At 71.8% G+C, this 19807-nt stretch carries 16 protein-coding genes; 8 read left to right on the top strand and 8 right to left on the bottom strand.

Annotated features, from left to right (window positions below):
* Nucleotides 1-51: 51 nt before the first annotated feature.
* Nucleotides 52-1491: a M1 family metallopeptidase gene (locus tag ACFYM2_RS23605; protein WP_388838854.1), complete on the top strand. Its 1440-nt coding sequence runs from the start codon at nt 52-54 to the stop codon at nt 1489-1491.
* Nucleotides 1492-1569: 78 nt separating this feature from the next.
* Here ACFYM2_RS23605 and ACFYM2_RS23600 read toward each other — a convergent pair whose 3' ends face one another.
* Together ACFYM2_RS23600 and ACFYM2_RS23595 are read right to left on the bottom strand one after the other, a co-directional pair.
* A complete protein-coding gene (locus ACFYM2_RS23600; protein ID WP_388838886.1) occupies nt 1570-3072 on the bottom strand; it encodes a M4 family metallopeptidase in 1503 nt (500 codons plus the stop codon).
* 548 nt (nt 3073-3620) lie between these two features.
* Nucleotides 3621-4196, bottom strand: coding sequence for a TerD family protein (locus ACFYM2_RS23595; protein ID WP_359006938.1), 576 nt, complete (start codon nt 4194-4196; stop codon nt 3621-3623).
* Nucleotides 4197-4409: 213 nt separating this feature from the next.
* Here ACFYM2_RS23595 and arfB point away from each other — a divergent pair, with 213 nt between their 5' ends.
* The gene (gene arfB / locus ACFYM2_RS23590; protein ID WP_359006941.1) at nt 4410-4844 is read left to right on the top strand and encodes an alternative ribosome rescue aminoacyl-tRNA hydrolase ArfB; all 435 of its coding nucleotides are present in this window, start codon (nt 4410-4412) and stop codon (nt 4842-4844) included.
* Nucleotides 4845-4879: 35 nt separating this feature from the next.
* Here arfB and ACFYM2_RS23585 read toward each other — a convergent pair whose 3' ends face one another.
* Nucleotides 4880-5446, bottom strand: a complete 567-nt coding sequence (locus ACFYM2_RS23585) for a flavin reductase family protein (RefSeq protein WP_388460996.1) — start codon at nt 5444-5446, stop codon at nt 4880-4882.
* 365 nt (nt 5447-5811) lie between these two features.
* On the opposite strand from ACFYM2_RS23585, the gene cdgB reads away from it, so the two are divergent.
* Nucleotides 5812-7482, top strand: coding sequence for a diguanylate cyclase CdgB (gene cdgB, locus ACFYM2_RS23580; protein WP_359006944.1), 1671 nt, complete (start codon nt 5812-5814; stop codon nt 7480-7482).
* A gap of 108 nt (nt 7483-7590) precedes the next feature.
* Nucleotides 7591-8589, top strand: a complete 999-nt coding sequence (locus tag ACFYM2_RS23575; protein ID WP_388838851.1) for a CBM35 domain-containing protein — start codon at nt 7591-7593, stop codon at nt 8587-8589.
* A gap of 98 nt (nt 8590-8687) precedes the next feature.
* On the opposite strand, the gene ACFYM2_RS23570 is transcribed toward ACFYM2_RS23575, so the two are convergent.
* The 3 genes from ACFYM2_RS23570 to ACFYM2_RS23560 form a co-directional block, all read right to left on the bottom strand.
* A complete protein-coding gene (locus ACFYM2_RS23570) occupies nt 8688-9608 on the bottom strand; it encodes a 1-phosphofructokinase family hexose kinase (protein ID WP_388838848.1) in 921 nt (306 codons plus the stop codon).
* Nucleotides 9609-9684: 76 nt separating this feature from the next.
* Nucleotides 9685-10830 (bottom strand): N-acetylglucosamine-6-phosphate deacetylase, encoded by a 1146-nt coding sequence (nagA, locus tag ACFYM2_RS23565; RefSeq protein WP_359006953.1) that lies wholly within the window; start codon nt 10828-10830, stop codon nt 9685-9687.
* Nucleotides 10830-11912: an ROK family protein gene (locus tag ACFYM2_RS23560; protein WP_388838845.1), complete on the bottom strand. Its 1083-nt coding sequence runs from the start codon at nt 11910-11912 to the stop codon at nt 10830-10832. The genes nagA and ACFYM2_RS23560 overlap by 1 nt, the downstream gene beginning before the upstream one ends.
* Before the next feature lie 284 nt (nt 11913-12196).
* On the opposite strand from ACFYM2_RS23560, the gene ACFYM2_RS23555 reads away from it, so the two are divergent.
* The 4 genes from ACFYM2_RS23555 (at nt 12197) to otsB (ending at nt 16670) form a co-directional block, all read left to right on the top strand.
* Nucleotides 12197-13414, top strand: a complete 1218-nt coding sequence (locus ACFYM2_RS23555; RefSeq protein ID WP_388838842.1) for an extracellular solute-binding protein — start codon at nt 12197-12199, stop codon at nt 13412-13414.
* Between the two features lie 927 nt (nt 13415-14341).
* On the top strand, nt 14342-14941 hold the full coding sequence (locus ACFYM2_RS23550; RefSeq protein WP_388838839.1) for a VOC family protein: 600 nt from the start codon (nt 14342-14344) through the stop codon (nt 14939-14941).
* A gap of 97 nt (nt 14942-15038) precedes the next feature.
* Nucleotides 15039-15764 carry a DUF3263 domain-containing protein gene (locus ACFYM2_RS23545; protein ID WP_388838836.1) on the top strand — a complete coding sequence of 242 codons (726 nt, stop codon included), beginning with the start codon at nt 15039-15041 and terminating at the stop codon, nt 15762-15764.
* 66 nt (nt 15765-15830) lie between these two features.
* Nucleotides 15831-16670, top strand: coding sequence for a trehalose-phosphatase (gene otsB, locus ACFYM2_RS23540; RefSeq protein WP_350231803.1), 840 nt, complete (start codon nt 15831-15833; stop codon nt 16668-16670).
* 421 nt (nt 16671-17091) lie between these two features.
* Here the strand turns inward: otsB and ACFYM2_RS23535 are convergent, their stop codons facing one another.
* Together ACFYM2_RS23535 and ACFYM2_RS23530 are read right to left on the bottom strand one after the other, a co-directional pair.
* Complete coding sequence (locus ACFYM2_RS23535; RefSeq protein WP_388838833.1) at nt 17092-18552, bottom strand: trehalose-6-phosphate synthase; 1461 nt, start codon at nt 18550-18552, stop codon at nt 17092-17094.
* A gap of 86 nt (nt 18553-18638) precedes the next feature.
* Nucleotides 18639-19670, bottom strand: a complete 1032-nt coding sequence (locus ACFYM2_RS23530; protein ID WP_388838830.1) for a GlxA family transcriptional regulator — start codon at nt 19668-19670, stop codon at nt 18639-18641.
* Nucleotides 19671-19807: the final 137 nt, after the last annotated feature.

Raw genomic sequence — 19807 nt, 5'->3', positions numbered from 1 at the left:
AAAATCCGGTGCTCGGCAGCGCGGCACCGGTACGCCCGTAGGATCACGGACGTGGACAAACGACCGGAGCGGCGGACCGCGCCGAAGGGGCCGGGGGCCCGCCGCAGCCGTCGCGGACGCCTCGCCGCCGCGCTGCTCGCCGCCCTCACCGTCACGTCCTGCGCCGGCGGCGTGAGCGGCACCCCGGGCGCCTTCGGCACGCGGGACCCGCTCTTCCCCCGGCTCGGCAACGACGGTTACGACGTCGAGCACTACAGCCTCGACCTGGACTACGACCCGGCGTCCGGGATCCTCACCGGCGGGGCCACGATCGTGGCCCGGGCCACCAAGGACCTCAGCGCGTTCGACCTCGACTTCGCGGGCATGCGGGTGCGCGACGCCACCGTCGACGACGAGCCCGCCGCCGTCAGCCGGGCCGGCGACGAGCTGACCCTGCGTCCCCACGAGGACCTGACCCGGGGCGAGACGTTCACGGCGCGGGTGCGCTACTCGGGCAGGCCGAGGACCATCACGGACGCCGACGGCTCCAAGGAGGGCTGGCTGACCCAGCCCGGCGGCGGCGTGCTCGCGCTGGGCGAGCCGACCGGCTCGATGGCGTGGTTCCCGTCCAACAACCACCCGAGCGACAAGGCCACGTACGACATCAAGGTGACCGTCCCCGACGGACTGCGCGCGGTTTCCAACGGGGAGTTGGCGTCCACGGTTCACAACGGCGCCCGTACGGCGTTCAGTTGGAAGGTCAAGGAGCCCATGGCCAGCTATCTGGCGATGGTCGCGATCGGCCCGTACGAGATCGACGACAAGAAGACCACCAAGTCCGGCATCCCCGTCTACGCCGCTGTCGATCCGGGGGCCAAGGATCGCGCCTCCGGGGTGCTCGCCCAGCTGCCGGACATCCTCACGTGGGAGGAGGAGCGTTTCGGGCCCTACCCGTTCTCCTCCACCGGCGTGGTCGTCGCGCCCGCGAAGTCCGCCGGTTACGCCCTGGAGACGCAGAACCGGCCGGTGATGCCGCTCGACCAGTTCGACGTCAGCACCCTGGTGCACGAGCTGGCCCACCAGTGGTTCGGCGATTCCGTCACCCCGGCCACCTGGCGCGACATGTGGCTGAACGAGGGGTTCGCGCAGTACTCGGAGTGGCTGTGGAGCGAGCAGCACGGCGGCCCGAGCGCGCGGGAGCGCTTCGCCACGGAGTACGCCAAGGACGACGGCGACGAGATCTGGGCGTATCCGCCCGCGTCCCCGCCGACCGCCGCCGACGTGTCGGGCCGCCCGGTGTACGTGCGCGGCGCCATGGTCGTCCACAAGATCCGTGAGGCCGTCGGCGACGAGAAGTTCTTCGCGCTGCTCAAGGACTGGCCCCGGGTGCGCCGGCACGCCAACGCCTCGACCAAGGACTTCATCCACTTCGTGGACGAGGAGGCGGGGAAGCGGCTCACGGAGGTATGGAAAACCTGGCTCTACGGGGACGGGAAGCCGGACGCTGCCTGACTTCCCTCAACTCCCCGTAAAGCCAGGTGGGTTGAGCGGGTTGAGCGGGTTGAGCATGTTGTGCCGGTCGAGCGGGTGTTACTTCACGTTGATGGCGGTCCAGGCGGCGGCCACCGTCTTGTACTCGGTGCTGGTCGTGCCGTACAGGTCGCCCGCCGCCTTCAGGGTCGCGGTGCGCGCGGCCTTGTAGTTGGTGGTCGAGGTCATGTAGGTCGAGAGCGCCTTGTACCAGATCTTGTACGCCTTGACCCGGCCGATGCCGGTGACCTTGGAGCCGTCGTACGTCGGCGAGTTGTAGCTCACGCCGTTGATCGTCTTCGCGCCGCTGCCCTCGGACAGCAGGTAGAAGAAGTGGTTGGCCGGGCCGGACGAGTAGTGCACGTCCTTGTTGCCGACGCCGCTCGACCAGTAGTCGGCCGACGCGCCGTCCTTGCTCGGCTTGTCCATGTACCGCAGCGGCGTGCCGTTGCCGTTGATGTCGATCTTCTCGCCGATGAGGTAGTCGCCCTTGTCGGTGGCGTTGTTGGCGAAGAACTCGACCGAGGTGCCGAACATGTCGCTGGTGGCCTCGTTCAGGCCGCCGGACTCCCCGCTGTAGTTCAGCTTGGCGGTGGCGGCGGTCAGGCCGTGGCTCATCTCGTGGCCGGCCACGTCGAGCGCGGTGAGCGGCTTCTTGTTGCCCTCGCCGTCGCCGTACGTCATGCAGAAGCAGCTGTCGTCCCAGAACGCGTTGACGTACGCGTTGCCGTAGTGGACCCGGGAGTAGGCGGCCTTGCCGTTGCCCGCGATGCCGTTGCGGCCCAGCTCGGTCTTGTAGAAGTCCCACGTCTCGGCGGCGCCGTAGTGCGCGTCGACGGCGGCCGTCTCGCGGTTGGACGGCGAGCCGTTGCCCCACGTGTCGGTGGACTTGGTGAACAGCGTGCCCGTGCCGGAGCTGCCGCCCTTGAGGTCGTACGTCTTGTGTCCGCCGCGCGCGGCGTCGTTGAGGCTGTAGGTCGAACCGCTCTTGGTGGTGCCGAGGGTGACCTGGCCGGAGTACTCGCTGGTGCCGATGCCCGTCTCGATCTCCTCGTGGGAGTAGAGCTGGGCGCCGGTGGTGGCGTCGGTGACGAAGTCGCGGCGGCTCGGCGTGCCGTCGGGCTGCGTGCCCGTGACGGTGCGCTCGTAGGCCAGGACGGGCTTGCCCGAGGCGGCCCATACGACCTTGCGCGAGCCGGTGGGGGCGGCCTTGAGCGAGGCGGTGGTGGCGACGGATATCTTCGCGTCGGTCGCCTTGTCGACGCCCTTGACGGCGCCGGACTTCGCGGTGTGAACGACGAGGTCGCCACCGAGGACGGGCATGCCGTCGTAGGTGCGCTCGTAACGGGTGTGAACGGTGCCGTCGGCGTCCTTGATCACGTCGCGGACGACGAGCTGTTCTTTCGCGCCGAGCCCGAGCTCGTGCGCGGCGGCGGGCGCCGCGTCCTGGGCCGTACGCAGGGCGTCGGCCCGCTGGGCGGTGCTGAGGTCGAGAGCCGTCGCGCCGGTGACGCGGTCGGCGGCGCCGGCGGTGGAGCCGGCCTGTACGCCGACGACGACCATGGCGGCGGATGCGGCAAGAGCGGCGGCACGCAGAGTGGTTCGCACTCGGTGGTCTCCTTCACTCGTTCTGTGGGGGCGAGTTGGAGACTGCCAGCCGATGACCACGTCTTGACAGTGACGCGACAAGTATTTGACCGGATCGTGTCCGAAAGGGGGTCGACGATGTTCGCTCGCCGATCAAATCCGGCCTCGGGCAAGCGAGTTGAGCGTCAGAATCCGGATGGTGTGTGACGGTTTCATCGAGACGCGTGCACCGGATGTGCACAGGTGGATATGTGGGGCGGCCCGGGTGGAGGGGCTGTGCGGGGTGCCGATTGCGGGGTGCGGGCGCGGCTGCCCGGTGCTGGCTCCCGGGGCGCGGTTGCCGGGCGCGGGCGCGGTTGCGGGGTGCGGGTGCGGGTCGAGGGCGCGGTTGCCCGGTGCTGGCTCCCCGGGCGCGGTCGCCCGGTGCCGGTTCCCCGCGCCCTGCGCGCGGCTCCCGCACCCCCCGCGCGCACAAGAAGGTGCCCCCGGCGCGCGAACGCCGGGGGCACCTCGGTCGCGGGGTCTCAGACGCTGACGCCGAAGTCCTGGGCGATGCCGGCCAGGCCCGAGGCGTACCCCTGGCCCACGGCGCGGAACTTCCACTCCGCGCCGTTGCGGTACAGCTCGCCGAAGACCATCGCGGTCTCGGTCGCGGCGTCCTCGCTCAGGTCGTAGCGGGCGATCTCGGCGCCGCCGGCCTGATTGACGATGCGGATGTAGGCGTTGCGCACCTGGCCGAAGTTCTGCGAGCGGGACTCGGCGTCGTAGATGGAGACCGGGAAGACGATCTTGTCGACGTCGGCGGGCAGGCCCGCGAGGTTGACGTTGATGGCCTCGTCGTCGCCCTCGCCCTGGCCGGTGGTGTTGTCACCGGTGTGGACGATGGTCTGGTCCGGCGTGGACTTGTTGTTGAAGAACACGAAGTGGCCGTCGGAGTAGACCTTGCCCGTCGTGTTCACGGCGATGGCCGAGGCGTCGAGGTCGAAGTCCGTGCCGGTGGTGGTGCGGACGTCCCAGCCGAGGCCGACCGTGACGGCGGTCAGGCCCGGGGCCTCCTTGGTGAGCGAGACGTTGCCGCCCTTGGACAGGCTTACAGCCATGGGATGTCCCCTTCGTCTTCTGCGTCTGCGTCGTCTGGTGGTCGTGTGGTGCGGGCTTCGAGCCGTCCCGAAGCTACCGTCACTCCTCCTAACGTCGGCAGGGGACCGAGAGGTTCCAACCCGCTTTGCTTTCTTTGCCAAGGGTCCGTCAAGGGCGAAGCCGCAGGCCGACCGGGGGAAAAGAGGGTGACGCGGTGCCGGGCAGCCGTCACCATGGATGTCATGTCCGGGCCCTATGTCATCCGTGGCTCCGTCTCCCTCCCGGAGGCCGAGCTGATCTGGCGTTTCTCCAGGTCGTCAGGGCCCGGCGGCCAGCACGTCAACACCAGCGACTCCCAGGTGGAGCTCCGCTTCGACCTGGCGCGCACCGAGGCGCTGCCCGAGGTCTGGAAGGCCCGCGCGCTGGACCGGCTCGCGAGCCGCCTCGTGGACGGCGTCGTGTCCGTACGCGCGTCCGAGCACCGCTCGCAGTGGCGCAACCGCGAGACCGCCGCCGTGCGGCTCGCCTCCCTGCTCGCCGAGGCGACCGCGCCGCCGCCCAAGCCGCGCCGGGCCACGAAGATCCCGCGCGGCATCAACGAGCGCCGCCTGCGCGAGAAGAAGCAGCGCGCCCAGACGAAGAAGGGCCGCTCGGGCCAGGACTGGTAGCCCAGGACTGGTGGCCCAGGACTGGTAGCCCAGGCCTAGCCCAACTGCCGGTATTTGCCCCGGAAGTAGGTCAGCGGCCCGCCCTCCACGCTCGGCAGGTCCGTGGTGAGGACGCGGCCGATGGCCAGCGTGTGGTCGCCCGCCTCGACGCGCTGTTCGGTCCGGCACTCAAGGGTCGCCAGCGCGCCGCCGACCAGCGGGGCGCCGCTCGCCTCACCCCTGCGGTAGGGGATGTCCTCGAAGAGCAGCCGGTCGCTGATCCGGCCCTTCATCGCGAACCGGCCCGCGATGTGGCGCTGGCTCTCGGACAGCAGCGAGACCGCCCACAGCGGCTGCTCCGCCAGGAGGTCGTCCATCCGCGAGCCATTGCGCAGCGAGACCAGGACGAGGGGCGGGTCGAGGGAGACCGAGAGGAAGGCCGTCGCGGTCATGCCGACGTCTTCGCCCCGCGGCCCGTGGTCGGCGTCGTGCGCGGTCACCAGGACCACGCCCGCGGCGAGGCGGGACATAGCGGCGCGGAAATCGTCATTGCTCACCCCCACAGGATGAGGGGTCCCTGGGGCAAGTGCGGAAACGGCGGCGGTGAGGGGTGTCTGCAACACAAACGGAACGCTAGTCTCCTGCCACCGCGGGCCACATCGGGCCCCGGGACCAGCCGGGACCTAGGTCTCCGGGCCGATCCGGGCCGCCGCCGAAAGGCACGTCGGCGGTCCGGGGCGCCCCGGGATCCGTCATTCCCAGCTCACTGTCGGCTCGTTCTCAGTTTGCGTTCAGGAAAGGTAGGGGGCAAAGGCGGAAAGAACGGCCAACCCCCCATCATCCGCTGTGACTTGAGTCACAGAGGGCAGTAATTGTTGACCCTGTGTACCGGCTAGACAGCTCGCTGTGATTCAGTGGCGGGACAGTGCGAAAAGGAATGCCGATCTAAAGCCAGGAGTTGCTGTCGAGGTCTCGGGGAGAGCGAGCAATGGAGACCGAGTCGGAGCCCTACGTCCGTCTTGCGACCCTGAGGCAGCTGCACCAGGTGGTCGGGGAGCTCAATACGGCCCGCAGTCTTGCGGACACGTTGCAGACCGTCGCGGACGGCGTCATCGCCGGGCTCGGCTACGAGCTGGCCTGCGTCAATCTCGTACGCCCCGACGGTGATCTGGTCGTCGCGGCCTTCGCGGGCAACGCGGCGGCGGAAGCCCTGATCACCGGCCGGGTCGGCTCGCGCACCTCGTGGGAGCGGCGCCTGGCCATGGGCGAGGACTGGGACGGGCTGCGCTTCATCCCGTACACCGAGGGCTGGGTGCTCCTGGAGGACGACGTCCCCCAGTGGTACACCGAGGGCCCCGATCCCCGCTTCGAGGACGAGTGGCACCCGCAGGACCGGCTGTACGCCCCGATGTACTCCTCGGGCGGCACCCAGGAACTCCTCGGCGTCATCTCCGTCGACAAACCCCGCAACGGACGCAAGCCCGGCGCCTGGGGGCGTGAAGCGCTCCAGATGTATGCGTCCCAGGCCGCGATTGCGATCAGCAACGCGCGGCTGCGCGCAAACATGCAGCGCGCCCTCGTCCGCCTCGAACGTGAGCAGCAGGCCCTGCGCGCCAGCGAGGAAAGCTTCCGGCAGGCCTTCGAGTACGCGCCCTCGGGCATGGCCATCGCCGAGATGGGCGGCGACCAGCACGGGCGTCTGCTGCGCACCAACGACGCGCTGTGCCGGCTGCTGGGCCGGCCCGCGTCCGTCATGCGGCGCTACTCCTTCGCCGACCTCGTGCACCCCGAGGACATAGGAACGCTCCTGCGCACCTCCGCCGAGGGCGGCCGGGCCGAGCTGCGGCTCGGGCGGCGCGACGGCACGTACGTGTGGGTGTCGCTGCGCAACTCCGTGGTCGCCGACACCGCCGACGGGCCGCGCTTCCTGCTCACCCACGTCGAGGACATCGAGGACCGCAAGCGGCACGAGCTCCAGCTCGCCCACCGTGCCTCCCACGACGCCCTGACCGGGCTGCCCAACAGCGCCGAGCTGCGCGCGAGACTGTCGGCCCGGCTCTGTCCGAGGCCGCACTCCGTAGGTCCCGCGAGTGCGGCCGAGAGTCTGGACGCGGCCTACGGCGGCCCCCCGGGCGCCGAGTCCGAGGCGCACGGCCACGCCTTCCGCGCGGACGGTTTCGACTTCGACGCGCTGCCCGGCGGCGGACCCTTCGACCACCACGTCCACACCGTGGCCCCCGGCAGTGAGATCGACGACGGCACGAAGGGGCTCGCGGTGCTCTTCTGCGACCTCGACGGCTTCAAGTCGATCAACGACAGGTTCGGCCACCACACCGGCGACGCGGTCCTCATCGAGGTCGCCCGCCGCCTGACCACCGGCGTGCGCGACGGCGACACCGTGGCCCGGCTCGGCGGCGACGAGTTCGTCGTCCTGGCCGACGGGCTCGGCGCGGCCGACGCCGCCGACCTGGCCGTCCGTCTCCGCAACGCGATCATCCCGCCCATCCGGGTGGACGGCAGGGCGGTCCGGGTCGGGGCCAGCTTCGGGATCGGCTGGGCCAGCTGCGGAATGTCGGTCGAAGAGGTCCTGCGCTCGGCGGACCAGCGGATGTACATCGAGAAGCGCTCCCGCTCCAAGGTCCACCGCCGGGCGGGCTGAGCCACCGGCCGCCGCTCAGGTGTGACCGGGGCCCAATCGGGCAGCGGTCCGTTCGGGGTAGGCTCGGCCGGTCGGCGACGGCTGGCGGACAGTGAGGAGTGACCCCGGATGACGACGCCCGGCAACGACGGCGCGAACACCCCCGAGGACGACGATCCGTTCGGCTACCTGTACGAGGACGGGCAGGCAGCAGGTGCCACCCCGCCCCGCACCGGCGGCGGCTACGGCTACCCGGGTCCGACGGTGGGGCAGCAGCCCGGTGTCCCCAGGACGTCGTACAACCAGGTGCGCACGGTCGGTGAGCGCAAGTACAACCCGATCCCGCACCAGCAGCAGTACCAGGGCCCGCCCCAGCAGTACCAGGGGCCGCAGCAGGGGCCCGCGCAGCAGCCCTACGGCCAGCCGGCCGCGCAGTACGCGGCGCCCGAGAACTACCCCGGGGGCGTCCCGCCCCGGCAGGGTCCGCCCCCGCAGCAGAACGGCGGCGGTGGCCGGGGCCCCAACACCAAGGGGCTGCTCATCGGCGCGGTCGCGGTCGTCGCGGCCGTCGTCATCGGCATCGCGGTCGCCCTGGCCAGCAACAACGACGGCAAGGACAAGAAGGACGACGCCGCCAAGCCCGGCAGCTCCACGTCCGGGCAGCCCTCGACGCCCAGCACCAACCCCTCGCCGTCGGACTCCGCTCCGGCGCCGCTGCCCAAGGGCGACGCGGCGACGCTGACGCTCGGCGGCTCCGCGCAGGTCGGCACCAATGTGCCAGGCGCGAAGGGCACCGGCGGCGCGTTCGTCGGCAACTTCAACAACGTGGGCGCCTCGGTCACCTGGAAGGCCAATGTGCCCAAGGCCGGCTCGTACAAGCTGTACCTGCGCTTCGGCGTCCCCGGCGCGGACGCGAACGCGACGATAACGCTCAACGGCAAGCCCGAGTCGCGCCCGATGAACATGAAGAACTTCGCGCACGCCGCCGCCGGCGACTGGGCCAAGGGCTGGGCCACCACGTACGCCAACGTGGAGCTCACCAAGGGCGTCAACGAGATCAAGCTGTCCTGCGAGCAGGGCAACCAGTGCAACGCCAACCTCGACCAGCTGTGGCTCGTCGCCTCCTAGCCGAGCGCCGCCCCGCACGATCCCGTACGACCCCGCATGACCCCGTACGGCCCCGCACGATCCCGTACGACCACGCTTGATCTGCATGACCCGCCGGCTCAGTGCGCGAGTTCGCTCACGCGCACTGAGCCGAGCGTCTTCTCATACGCCTCCGCGTCGAACTCGCCCGCCGCGGGCGCGAGGACGGTCGCCGCCGACAGGGCCACCGCGCGCCGCAGCCGCCCGGGCCAGTCAAGGCCCTCCACCAGGCCCGACAGCAGTCCCGCCACCGCCGAGTCGCCCGCTCCCGTCGGATTGCCGCGCACCACGGCCGGCGGGGCCGCCTGCCACAGGCCTTCGGGTGAGGCGGCGAGCAGACCCTGAGCGCCGAGCGAGGCGACCACGGTGTGGGCCCCGCGCCTGCGCGCGTCACGGGTCGCCCGCAGCGGCTCGCGCGCCCCGGTGAGCTGGGCCAGTTCGTCGGCGTTGGGCTTGACCAGGTCGGGCCGGGCTGCGATGCCGCGCCGCAGGGCCTCGCCACTGGTGTCGAGCAGCACCGGCACCTTCGCGCCCCGGGCCTGGCGCACCAGCTGGGCGTACGCCCCCACGGGCAGCCCCGGCGGCAGACTCCCGCACAGGGCGACCGCGTCGGCACCGTCAAGCAGCCGCGTGTACGTGGTCAAGAAGGCGTCCCACTCGGCGGGCGAGATGAGCGGGCCCGGCTCGTTGAGCTGGGTCGTGTCGCCGGTGGCCGCGTCGACGACGGCGATCGTGCGGCGGGTGGCGCCCGCGATGGGCACGAGCGCGTCGAGGGGCGCGAGCTCGCCGAGCAGCGCGCGCAGCACCTCGCCGCTCGGGCCGCCCGCGAAGCCCGTCACCACGGTCTCGTGGCCGAGCGCGGCGAGCACCCGGGCGACGTTGAGGCCCTTGCCGCCGGGGCGCTCGGTGACCTCCTCCACGCGGTGGCTCGCGTGCGGTACGAGAGCGGGCACGCGGTAGGTGAGGTCCAGTGCGGTGTTCAGCGTGACGGTCACAATCACGGGGTGATCATGCCAAACGGACGGCGGCAGGCCCAGACCCGAACCCGCCGCCGTCCGCGTGAGGAGCCGGTTGCTCTCAGGCGCGCGAGGGCTCGACGACCCAACTGCCCTTGCGCAGAACGCCCTTGACCGCGAAGTCGCCGTCCAGGACCACCAGGTCGGCGTCCTTGCCGGGTTCGAGCGAGCCGACCTTGTCGTCGAGGCCGAGCAGCCGGGCCGGGTTGGCGGAGATCGCCCGCACGGTGTCCTCGACGCTCAGGCCGTCGACCGTCACCGACCGCTGGAAGGCGCGGTCCAGGGTGAGCGTGGAGCCCGCGATGGAGCCGCCCTCCACCAGGCGCGCCACCCCCTGTCTGACCTCGACCTCCAGCGGGCCCAGGTGGTAGAGCCCGTCGCCGAACCCGGCCGCGTCCATGGCGTCGGTGATGAACGCGACACGGGCGGCGCCCTTGTGCCGGAAGGCCAGTTCCAGTGCGGCGGGGTGCAGATGCGTACCGTCGTTGATCAGCTCGACGGTGACCCGCTCGTCCTCCAGGAGCGCCGCGATCGGACCCGGCTCGCGGTGGCCGAGCGGGGGCATCGCGTTGAAGAGGTGGGTGGCGACGGTGGCGCCCGCCTCGATGGCCTCCACCGTCTGCTCGTACGAGGCGTCGGTGTGGCCGATCGCGGCGATGACGCCGTGCTCGGCCAGCAGGCGTACGGAGTCGAGGCCGCCGGGCAGCTCGGTGGCGAGCGTGACCATTTTCGCGGTGCCGCGCGCGGCGTCCAGCAGCTTGCGCACCTCGGCCGGGTCGGGATCGCGCAGCAGGCTCTCGCTGTGCGCGCCCTTGCGGCAGGGCGAGATGAACGGGCCCTCGAAGTGGATGCCGGCCAGGTCGCCCTGCTCGACCAGCTCGGACAGCAGCCCGGCGCGCTGGGCGAGCACGTCCATCTCGCCGGTCACCGTGGAGGCGACCACGGTGGTGGTGCCGTGCAGGCGGTGGGTGCGCACGCCCTTGAGGACGTCCTCGACGCTGCCGTTGGTGAAGGAGGCGCCGCCGCCGCCATGGTTGTGCGTGTCGACGAAGCCCGGCACGATCCAGTGGCCCGACAGGTCGAGCGCGGGCGCGTCGGCGGGGGCCGCTCCGGAGATGGTGGTGCCGTCGATGATCACGCGTCCGTTCTCGACGACCCCGGTCGGGAGGACGACACGGGCGCCCGAGAGAACTAGCGATGCGGCCATCAGGCGGATACCTCACTGGAGTGGGGGTGGTCGGGGTGGTCGGGGTGGTCGGGGTGGTCGGGGTGGTCGGAGTGGTGGGGGCCGGAGGCGGGGGGCTCCGTGGGGTTGGTGGTCCGCGTGGTCTGCGCGGTCCCGGTGACCAGGTCCCAGGCGAGCAGGCCCGCGCCCAGGCATCCGGCGGTGTCCCCGAGGGCCGCCGGAACGATCTCGGGCAGCTTCTGGAACGTCACCCGCTTTTGGACGGCGGCCCGCAGCGGTACGAACAAGGTTTCCCCGGCTTCGGCGAGTCCGCCACCGATGATCAGCACTCGGGGGTCGAGCAGGGTGAGCGCGGTGACCAGGCCGTCCGCGAGCGCGTCGATCGCCTCGTGCCACACGGCGAGCGCGCGGGCGTCGCCGGATTCGACGGCCTTGGCGCAGTCGGCGGCGTCCGCCTCCGGGTCGCCGCTCGCCTCGGCCCAGGCCAGCGACACCGCGGAGGCGGAGGCCAGCCGTTCCAGACAGCCCCGCTGACCGCAGGGGCACTCGATGCCGCCGGGGCGTACGACGATGTGGCCGATCTCCCCGGCGAAACCGTGCGCGCCCGGCTCGACGCGGCCGTCGATGCCGATGGCGCCCGCGATCCCGGTGCCCAGCGGCACGAACAGGAAGCGGTCGGTGCCGTTCCCCGCGCCGACGCGGCCCTCGGCGAGGCCGCCGGTGCGTACGTCATGGCCGAGCGCGACCGGTACGCCGCGCAGCCGCTCGCTGAGCAGCTGGCGCATGGGCACATCGCGCCAGCCCAGGTTGGCGGAGTACGTGGCGATGCCGTGCTCGGCGTCCACGATGCCGGGCACGGCGACGCCGGCCGCGACGGCGCTCTCGCCGAAGTGGCGCTCGCCGTACGCCAGCAGTTCACCGGCGAAGTCGAGGATCGACTCGACGACGGCGTCGGGCCCGCGCTCCCTGCCGGTGGCCCTGCGCGCCTCGTACAGGAGCGGGGGAGGGCCGGGGGGTTGTCCCCCGGGCAGCGCGGTTTCCGCCCCGACCAGGGCGGCTTTCATCCCGGTGCCGCCCACATCCAGGGCGATGACGTGTCTCACGGGACCCAGTCTCGCGCCAACACCCACTAAAGGTCTAGTCCACTCGCCGGATGAGGTAGAAAGCGCTTTCCGTGCCCAAAGTTTCCCAATGTACCCTTGCACCGGGCGTTGCGGAAGCGATATGCGACTGGTGTAGACCTCATCCCCCCGTATGAGGAAAAATCGCAGCTCACAAACAGGACGTCACGGGGGACCGACTGGATCCGCGAGGATCACCAACGAGGGTGGGATAGCGCGTGCGCAGGCGCTTCTTGGGCTTGACCGCGGCGGTTGCCGCATTCGGTATGACGGCAGTGCTCTCGGGGTGCGGCGGCCAGAGCGGGTCCGGTGACGTCACCCTCAAGCTGGTGGCCGCCGACTACGACATAGCCGGCGGCAACACGACGAAGACGTACTGGCACAACGTGGTCGCGGAGTTCGAGAAGAAGAACCCGGGCATCAAGGTCGACGTCCAGATCTTCTCCTGGGACGTGGTGGACGCCAAGGTCGCCGAGATGGTCAAGGCCGGCCACGCCCCCGACATCGCGCAGATCGGCGCGTACTCCGACTACGCGGCGACCGGCAAGCTCTACAGCGCCGACCAGCTGCTCTCCATCCCCGTCGAGGCCAACTTCCTGGCGCCGCTGGCCGACGCGGGCAACGTGCGGCGCGTCCAGTACGGCATGCCGTTCGTGGCCTCCACGCGCCTGCTCTTCTACAACCAGACGCTGTTCGACGAGGCGCACATCAAGCCGCCCACCACCTGGGCCGAGCTCGCGTCCGACGCCAAGGCGCTCAAGGCCAAGGGGGTGAAGACCCCCTTCGCGCTGCCGCTTGGCAGCGAGGAGGCGCAGGCCGAGACCATGATGTGGATGCTCAGTGGCAACGGCGGCTACACCAACACCGTCGACGGCTACGACATCGACTCGCCCGAGAACATCCAGACCTTCGAGTGGCTGAAGGCCAACCTGGTCGACACCGAGCTGACCGGCCCGGTCGCACCCGGCAAGCTCAACCGGCAGGACGCGTTCGACGCGTTCGCCAAGGGCGAGGTGGGCATGCTCAACGGCCACCCCTCCCTGATGGAGGCGGCCAAGAAGAAGGGCATCAAGTTCGGCATGGTTCCGTTGCCCGGTCAGAACGGGCAGGCCAAGGCGACGATGGGTGTCGCCGACTGGATCATGGGCTTCAAGCAGGGCGGGCACCGGGCGCAGATCGGGAAGTTCCTGGACTTCACGTTCTCCGACCAGAACGTGCTCAAGTTCGCCGACCAGTACGACCTGCTGCCGTCCACGGTGTCGGGGTCCACGGCGATGGCGGCCGACGCCGGCCACAAGGAACTCAAGCCGTTCCTGGCCGCGCTGCCCACGTCCGAGCTGCCGCCCGTGGGCAAGACGTCGTGGCCGAAGGTGAGCGAAACGGTCAAGAAGAAGATCGGCACGGCCCTGACGCCGGGGGGTTCGCCCAGGGCGGTGTTGCAGGACATCGCGAAGGTGGCTACGGATGCGGACAATGCGGAGTAGGTAGGTGGGGGTGGGGGGTTTGCCCACCCGCCCACCCGTGCGGCGGGGTTGGATGGGTTGACCCCCAACCCTGGGGGTTTGCCCGCCCCGCCTGCCCGTGTGGCGGGGTTGGATGGGTTGACCCCGGACCCTGGGGGTTCGCCCACCCGCCTGCCCGTGCGGCGGGGTGGCCGGGGTAACCCCCAACCCTGGGGTCGCCGACTTGCCCGCCCGTGTGGCGGGTTGGATGGGTTGACGCCCAACCCCCGGAGGGTTGCCTGCCCGGCCGCCCGTGTGGCGGGTGTATGGGTTGGCCCCCCGTCCTGGGGGTTTGCCCGCCCGGCCCACCTGTGCGGCGGGGTGGATGGGGAGGCCCCTAACCCTGGGGGCGGGTTCCCGGGTTGCCCGTGCGGCGGGGCGGGTCCCCGTCCCCTGGGCTCCGCCACGGGACCGGTGCTCCCGGGTGCGGGGGAGCGCGCGGCAGGCAACCGCGGCCCGTTCGGGGCCGCCGCTGGTTTTGGGGGCGCGGGGAACTGTGCGACCAGCCACGCACGGTCCGGGGTTGACGACGGTGCCAGGGGCGGGGGGAGCTGTGCGGGAATCGCGTTCGGTCGGGGTCGGCGGCGTATTTTCGGGGCGCGGGGAACTGCGCGATCAGCCACGCACGGTCCGGGGTTGACGACGGTGCCAGGGGCGGGGGCAGCTGTGCGGGAATCGCGTTCGATCGGGGTCGGCGGCGTATTTTGGGGGCGCGGGGAACTGCGCGCTCAGCCACGCACGGTCCGCGGCTTACGACGGCCCAGGGGCGCGGGGAACTGCGCGAGAACGGCGTACGGTCCGAGGCCGAAGGTGATGTCAGGGGCGCGAGCCCGCACGCCCTCGCTCCGGCAGCGGCAGCGCCAACGCGCATCGACGGGTTCGACGGGTTCGACGGCTGGGGGGCCGGAAATGCTGACCGGGGTCGTGATCGACGCGGTGGATGTCCCGCGCATGGAGAGCTTCTGGCTGGACGCCACACAGGGCCGCACCGGCGGCCCGCGCCTGCGGTTCGAACCGACCGCGAGGCAGAAGCCGCCCCACAAGAACCGACTCCACTTCGACCTGGCCGGCGGCCCGAACTGGCAGGACGAGGTGGCGCGCCTGCGCACACTCGGTGCGACGAGGGCCGACATCGGCCAGGGAGATGTCCCATGGGACGTGCTGGCCGATCCGGAGGGAAACGAGTTCTGCGTACTGCGTTCCGGCCACCCTGGCGTGCTCGCCGACTCCGGCCTGGTCGCGATCTGCCTCGACGTCGCCGAGGAGGACCGCTTCGCGCAGTCGCCCTTCTGGCAGTCCGAGACCGACTGGCACGCGGCCGAGTCCCACGAGTGGGGCGTCCGGCTACGGCGGAGCCCTACGAGCGCGGTCGCGCTGGTGATGGGGCCGCCTGCGGCGCCGAAGGCGGCACGGAACAGGCTGCGCCTGGAGGTGGCTCGTCCTGACCGGGAGCCGGGTGAGCTCCGCGATCCCGCCGGAAACGAGTACCACGTCACGTGCGACGGGTAGATGGCTGATCGTGCCCCCAGCGCGCCGCACCCTCATTCCACCCCCGGAGGGTTCGGGGGAGGGGGTGGGAACGGGAGGGGAAGCTACCGTGGGCCACATGACCGAAGAGCCCAGAACCGCCCCCCCGGCCAACGCCCCCGGCGCCACCCCGGCGAACGCGCTGGGCCCGGCCCGAAACCCCGCCCCAGCCACCGCCGAGGACGCGACCCGGGCCGCGATCCCGGATGGCACGCCCTTGGCCACTGCTGCGGATGCGGCTCGGGCCGCGATCCCGGACGGCACGCCCTTGGCCACTGCTGCGGATGCGACTCGGCCCGCGATCCCGGATGGCACACCCCTGGCCACCGCGGCGGACGTGACCCGGGCCGCCGTGCCGGATGGCACACCCCTGGCCACCGCCGAGGACGCGACCCGGGCCGTCGCTCCGGACGACACGACCCCGGACAACCCTGCGCCCGGCGCGCCGGAAGACCCCGCCCCCACCCCCGCGCAGAACACCGGGACCAGCCCCACCCCGCAGGACATTGAGGCCACCCCCGCCCCGCCGGACACCGAGGCCAACCCCACCCTGAACGCCCCCGCCCCCCTGAACGCCCCCACCCCCCTGGACCCCCGCTCCCGCGCCACCCTCCGCATGGAATCCCGCTCCTGGCCCGCCCCCGGCGCCAAGGAACGGGCCATTCGCGAAGAGCTCGGTATGTCCCCCACCCGCTACTACCAGCTGCTCAACACCCTCCTCGACGACCCCCGCGCCCTCGCTCACGACCCCGTCACGGTCAACCGTCTGCGCCGCCTGCGCGCGGCACACCGCGACCGCCGCTGACCCACGCGCCGTTGCGCCATACGTGCCCCCGCCCCCGCTCGCCCCGGCCCCTATAAGGTCAAGCGCATGGGAAGCCAACCGGAAACCCTGCCGACCCCCGCCACCCAGTCCGGCCGCGAGGGGCTTGCCGCCATCCTCGCGAGGCCCGGCCGCGCTGTCGTCGCGCTCGATTTCGACGGCACGCTCGCCCAGATCGTCGCCGACCCCGAGCAGGCCAGAGCCCACCCCGACGCCGTACCGGCCCTGGCCGCACTGGCCCCGCACGTGGCATCCGTCGCCGTGGTCACCGGCCGCCCGGCCGGGGTCGCGGTCCGCTACGGCGGCTTCGCGGGCGTACCAGGCCTTGAGCACCTGGTGGTCCTCGGCCACTACGGCGCCGAACGCTGGGACGCCGTCACCGGCACCGTCCACACCCCCGCCCCCCACCCCGGCGTCGCCGCCGCCCGCGCGGAACTCCCCGGAGTCCTGGAGACGCACGGCGCCTGGCGCGGGACCTGGATCGAGGAGAAGGGCCAGGCCGTCGCGGTCCACACCCGCAGGGCCCGCGACCCCGAGGCCGCCTACGAGGCCCTGCGCGAACCCCTCGCCGACCTCGCGACCCGGCACGGCCTGGTCCTCGAACCCGGCCGGATGGTCCTGGAGTTGAGGCCCCCCGGCATGGACAAGGGCGTGGCGCTGGCAGCGTATGTACGCGAGGTGGGCGCGGAGTCGATCCTGTACGCGGGCGACGACCTGGGCGACCTGCCCGCGTTCGCCGCCGTGGAAAAACTCCGCTCGGACGGCACGCCGGGCCTCCTGGTGGCCGCGGACACGGTCATAGAGGACCTGTCCGACCGAGCAGACCTCCGCCTGAACGGCCCCGAGTCAGTAACGGCCTTCCTCAAGGCCCTGGCCACGCACATGTAGGCAGCTGGGGCGCCCCCTCGGGGCCCGGGAACACGCCCTCGGAGGTCCAGGGGTCCAGGGTCCTGCCCCCTGGGGGCCAGGGTCCTGCCTCCTGGGGTCCAGGGGGCGACGCCCCCGCCGGGGTCCGAGGGGCAGCGCCCCTCAGGGGGTCTGGGGCGCAGCCCCAGGGCTCAGCCCACCCAACCCCGCCGCACGGGCGGGCGGGTGGGCAAACCCCCGGGGTCTGGGGCGCAGCCCCAGGGGTAGCCCGCACTTTCGGCCCGGGGTGCTGGGCAAACCCCCCGGGGTCTGGGGCGCAGCCCCAGAGGTAGCCCGCGCTTTCGGCCCGGGGCGCGGCAAACCCCCGGGGTCTGGGGCGCAGCCCCAGGGTTCGGCCCACCCAACCCCGCCGCACGGGCGGGCGGGTGGGTGGGAAAACCCCCTACCCCAACCCCTCCAACTGCGCCAAGAACCACCGCCGCGGCACCAACCCCGTCCCCGCCACAGCCAACCGCTTCGTCCGCTCCCCCCGCTCCCCCTCCCCCATGGACAGCCCCGCGTGCAACGCGTCCGCCGTCCCCGTCACGTCGTACGGGTTCACGACGATCGCGTCCTCGCCCAGCTCCTCGTACGCCCCCGCCTCCCGCGAAAGCACCAGCGCGCACCCCGCGTCGGACACCACCGGCACCTCCTTGGCGACCAGGTTCATGCCGTCGCGCACGGGGTTGACCAGGGCGACGTCCGCGATCCGGTACGCCGCGAGGGAGCGGGCGAAGTCGTCCTGGACGTGCAGCAGGACCGGCGTCCAACCCGGCGTCCCGTACGCCGAGTTGATCTCCTCGGTCACCCGGGCGACCTCCGCCGTGTAGTCCCGGTACACCGCGAGGTCCTGCCGCGAGGGGTAGGCGAACGCCACGTGCACGACCCGCTCGCGCCACTCGGGCCGGGTCTCCAGCAGATGCCGGTAGGCGTACAGCCCCCGCACGATGTTCTTGGACAGCTCGGTGCGGTCGACCCGCACGATCGTCTTGCGGCCGGGCCCGATCTGCTCGCGCAGCGCGACGATCCGCTCCTCGACGTCCGCCTCGTGCGCGCGCCGGCGCAGGAAGTCGCCGTCCGCGCCCAGCGGGTACACCGCGATGTCCGTCTCGCGCACCGGCTGCCCGGGCGCGCCGTGCCGGAAGCGGCGCCGCCCGTCACCGGCCGGAGTGATCAGGTCCGCCTCGCCCTCTAGGGTGACCACGACGGAGTCCGTGAACGCGGACGCCCACCGCCAGGTGAGGAAGCCGAGCCGGTCCGCCCCCAGCATCCCGCGCAGCAGTTGCCGCGCGATGTCGTCGGGGAGCATCCGGAAGTAGTCCACCGGCGCCCACGGCGTGTGCGAGAAGTGCCCGATGCGCAGATCGGGGCGGAGTTCGCGGAGCATGCCGGGCACCAGCGCCAGGTGGTAGTCCTGCACCAGGACGCGCGCCCCGTCCGCCGCCTCCGCTGCCAGCGCCTCGGCGAACGCCCGGTTGTACGTCTCGTAGGACGCCCACTGCCGCCGGAACTCCGCGTCGAAGACCGGCTCGAGCGGCGTCTGGTACAGCATGTGCTGGACGAACCACAGCACCGAGTTCGCGATGCCGTTGTACGCGTCCGCGAAGACGTCCGCGTCGATGTCCAGCATCCGGACGCCCTGCTCACCCACGCCCCGCCGCACCGCCTCGCGGTCGCCCTCGCCGAGCGCCGCGCACACCCACACCGACTCCACGTCGGAGCCGATCGCGCTGAGCCCGGAGACGACGCCGCCCCCGCCCCGCCTGGACTCCAGGGAGCCGTCCTCCTTGAGGGCGTACGAGACGGGGCCGCGGTTGGACGCGACGAGGACCTGAGCCGGGGGAGATGTGTGCGCGGTGACCATGTTGCGGAACCTAGCCCGCACCGCAATACCTCAAACACCCGTACGCCCACCCCCATGGGCAGAAACCGGCCACCCGCCGAACGGCGTCACCTGCCTGCGGACCGGACCCGCTCGTCCTCCGAGGAGGGCCGTGCGAAGGCGGCGTTGGCGGAGCGGAATGCCCGCCGGTAGGCGGACGGGGTGATGTCCAGGGCGGTGCGCATGTGCTGCCGCAGGTTGGTGCCGCTGCCCAGGCCGGCCCTGGCGGCGATGTCGTCAACAGGCAGTTCGGTCGACTCCAGCAGATGGCGCACGTGTGCCAGGCGGGCCGAGGCGAGCCATTCGGCCGGGGAGAGTCCGGTCTCCTGCCGGAAGCGCCTGGTGAAGGTCCGTACGCTCATGTGGCAGTGGGCCGCGAGGTCGTTGAGGGACAGCCGCCGATCCAGGTGTTCCGTCATCAGCGTCCGCGCCCCGGCCGTCGAGGTGCCCGCGTCCTCCCGGACCGGGTGCTCGATGTACTGCGCCTGCCCTCCGTCTCTCATGGGCGCGACGACGTTGTACCGCGCCACCCGGTTCGCCACGGAACTGCCGTGGTCCTCCCGGACCAGGTGCAGGCACAGGTCGATGGCGGCCGCGCCGCCGGCCGACGTCAGGATCCCGCGATCGGCGATGTAGAGCGGGTCGGTGTCGAGGTCGACCGCGGGAAAGAGCCGCCTGAACTGCCGCGCGTAGCGCCAGTGGGTCGCGGCACGGCGGTTTTCCAGCAGGCCGGCGGCCGCGAGTACGAACGAGCCGGTGCACAGGGACACCACCCGGGCAGGGCGACGGGCCGCACGGCGCAGCGCTTCGGCGACGGAGGCGTCCACCGCGCCGGCGTCCAGCACCTCCGGGCAGCGGGTGCCGGCGACGATCACTGTGTCGGCGTGCTCCAGCAGGGACAGGTCGCCCTGCGGCGTGACGCCGTACCCGTTCACCGTCGGTACGGGGGAGCCGTCCGGGGTGAGGGTGCGTACCTCGTAGGCCGCGGTGCCCGCGCGGGTCTCGACCGCGGCCAGCATCTGGGCCGGGATGCTCAGGTCGAAGGCCACCACCGGTGCGAGGGCCAGGACGGCCACACGATGCGGAGTCGCAACAGTCATGGCCCGATAGTTGCACATAGTGACTCTCGGGCCACTTCTGGGCCACGCGTGATCGGCGGAGACTGAGATCAGTTCCGCACATCAGACCGCACATCAGACCGCACATCAGACCGGGCAGCACCCGGTCGAACACCCGG

The organism is Streptomyces sp. NPDC006711 (genome assembly GCF_042869775.1).
Taxonomy (GTDB): domain Bacteria; phylum Actinomycetota; class Actinomycetes; order Streptomycetales; family Streptomycetaceae; genus Streptomyces.
This window is presented reverse-complemented; position numbering and strand designations above follow the sequence as displayed.

What these genes read in the sequence shown, in the direction of transcription:
- ACFYM2_RS23600 (WP_388838886.1), bottom strand. Translation starts at nt 3,072, where the DNA reads ATGGTCGTCGTCGGCGTACAGGCCGGCTCCACCGCCGGCGCCGCCGAC.
- ACFYM2_RS23595 (WP_359006938.1), bottom strand. Translation starts at nt 4,196, where the DNA reads ATGGCTGTAAGCCTGTCCAAGGGCGGCAACGTCTCGCTCACCAAGGAG.
- arfB (WP_359006941.1), top strand. Translation starts at nt 4,410, where the DNA reads ATGGATGTCATGTCCGGGCCCTATGTCATCCGTGGCTCCGTCTCCCTC.
- cdgB (WP_359006944.1), top strand. Translation starts at nt 5,812, where the DNA reads ATGGAGACCGAGTCGGAGCCCTACGTCCGTCTTGCGACCCTGAGGCAG.
- ACFYM2_RS23575 (WP_388838851.1), top strand. Translation starts at nt 7,591, where the DNA reads ATGACGACGCCCGGCAACGACGGCGCGAACACCCCCGAGGACGACGAT.
- nagA (WP_359006953.1), bottom strand. Translation starts at nt 10,830, where the DNA reads ATGGCCGCATCGCTAGTTCTCTCGGGCGCCCGTGTCGTCCTCCCGACC.
- ACFYM2_RS23555 (WP_388838842.1), top strand. Translation starts at nt 12,197, where the DNA reads ATGACGGCAGTGCTCTCGGGGTGCGGCGGCCAGAGCGGGTCCGGTGAC.
- ACFYM2_RS23550 (WP_388838839.1), top strand. Translation starts at nt 14,342, where the DNA reads ATGCTGACCGGGGTCGTGATCGACGCGGTGGATGTCCCGCGCATGGAG.
- ACFYM2_RS23545 (WP_388838836.1), top strand. Translation starts at nt 15,039, where the DNA reads ATGACCGAAGAGCCCAGAACCGCCCCCCCGGCCAACGCCCCCGGCGCC.
- otsB (WP_350231803.1), top strand. Translation starts at nt 15,831, where the DNA reads ATGGGAAGCCAACCGGAAACCCTGCCGACCCCCGCCACCCAGTCCGGC.
- ACFYM2_RS23535 (WP_388838833.1), bottom strand. Translation starts at nt 18,552, where the DNA reads ATGGTCACCGCGCACACATCTCCCCCGGCTCAGGTCCTCGTCGCGTCC.
- ACFYM2_RS23530 (WP_388838830.1), bottom strand. Translation starts at nt 19,670, where the DNA reads ATGACTGTTGCGACTCCGCATCGTGTGGCCGTCCTGGCCCTCGCACCG.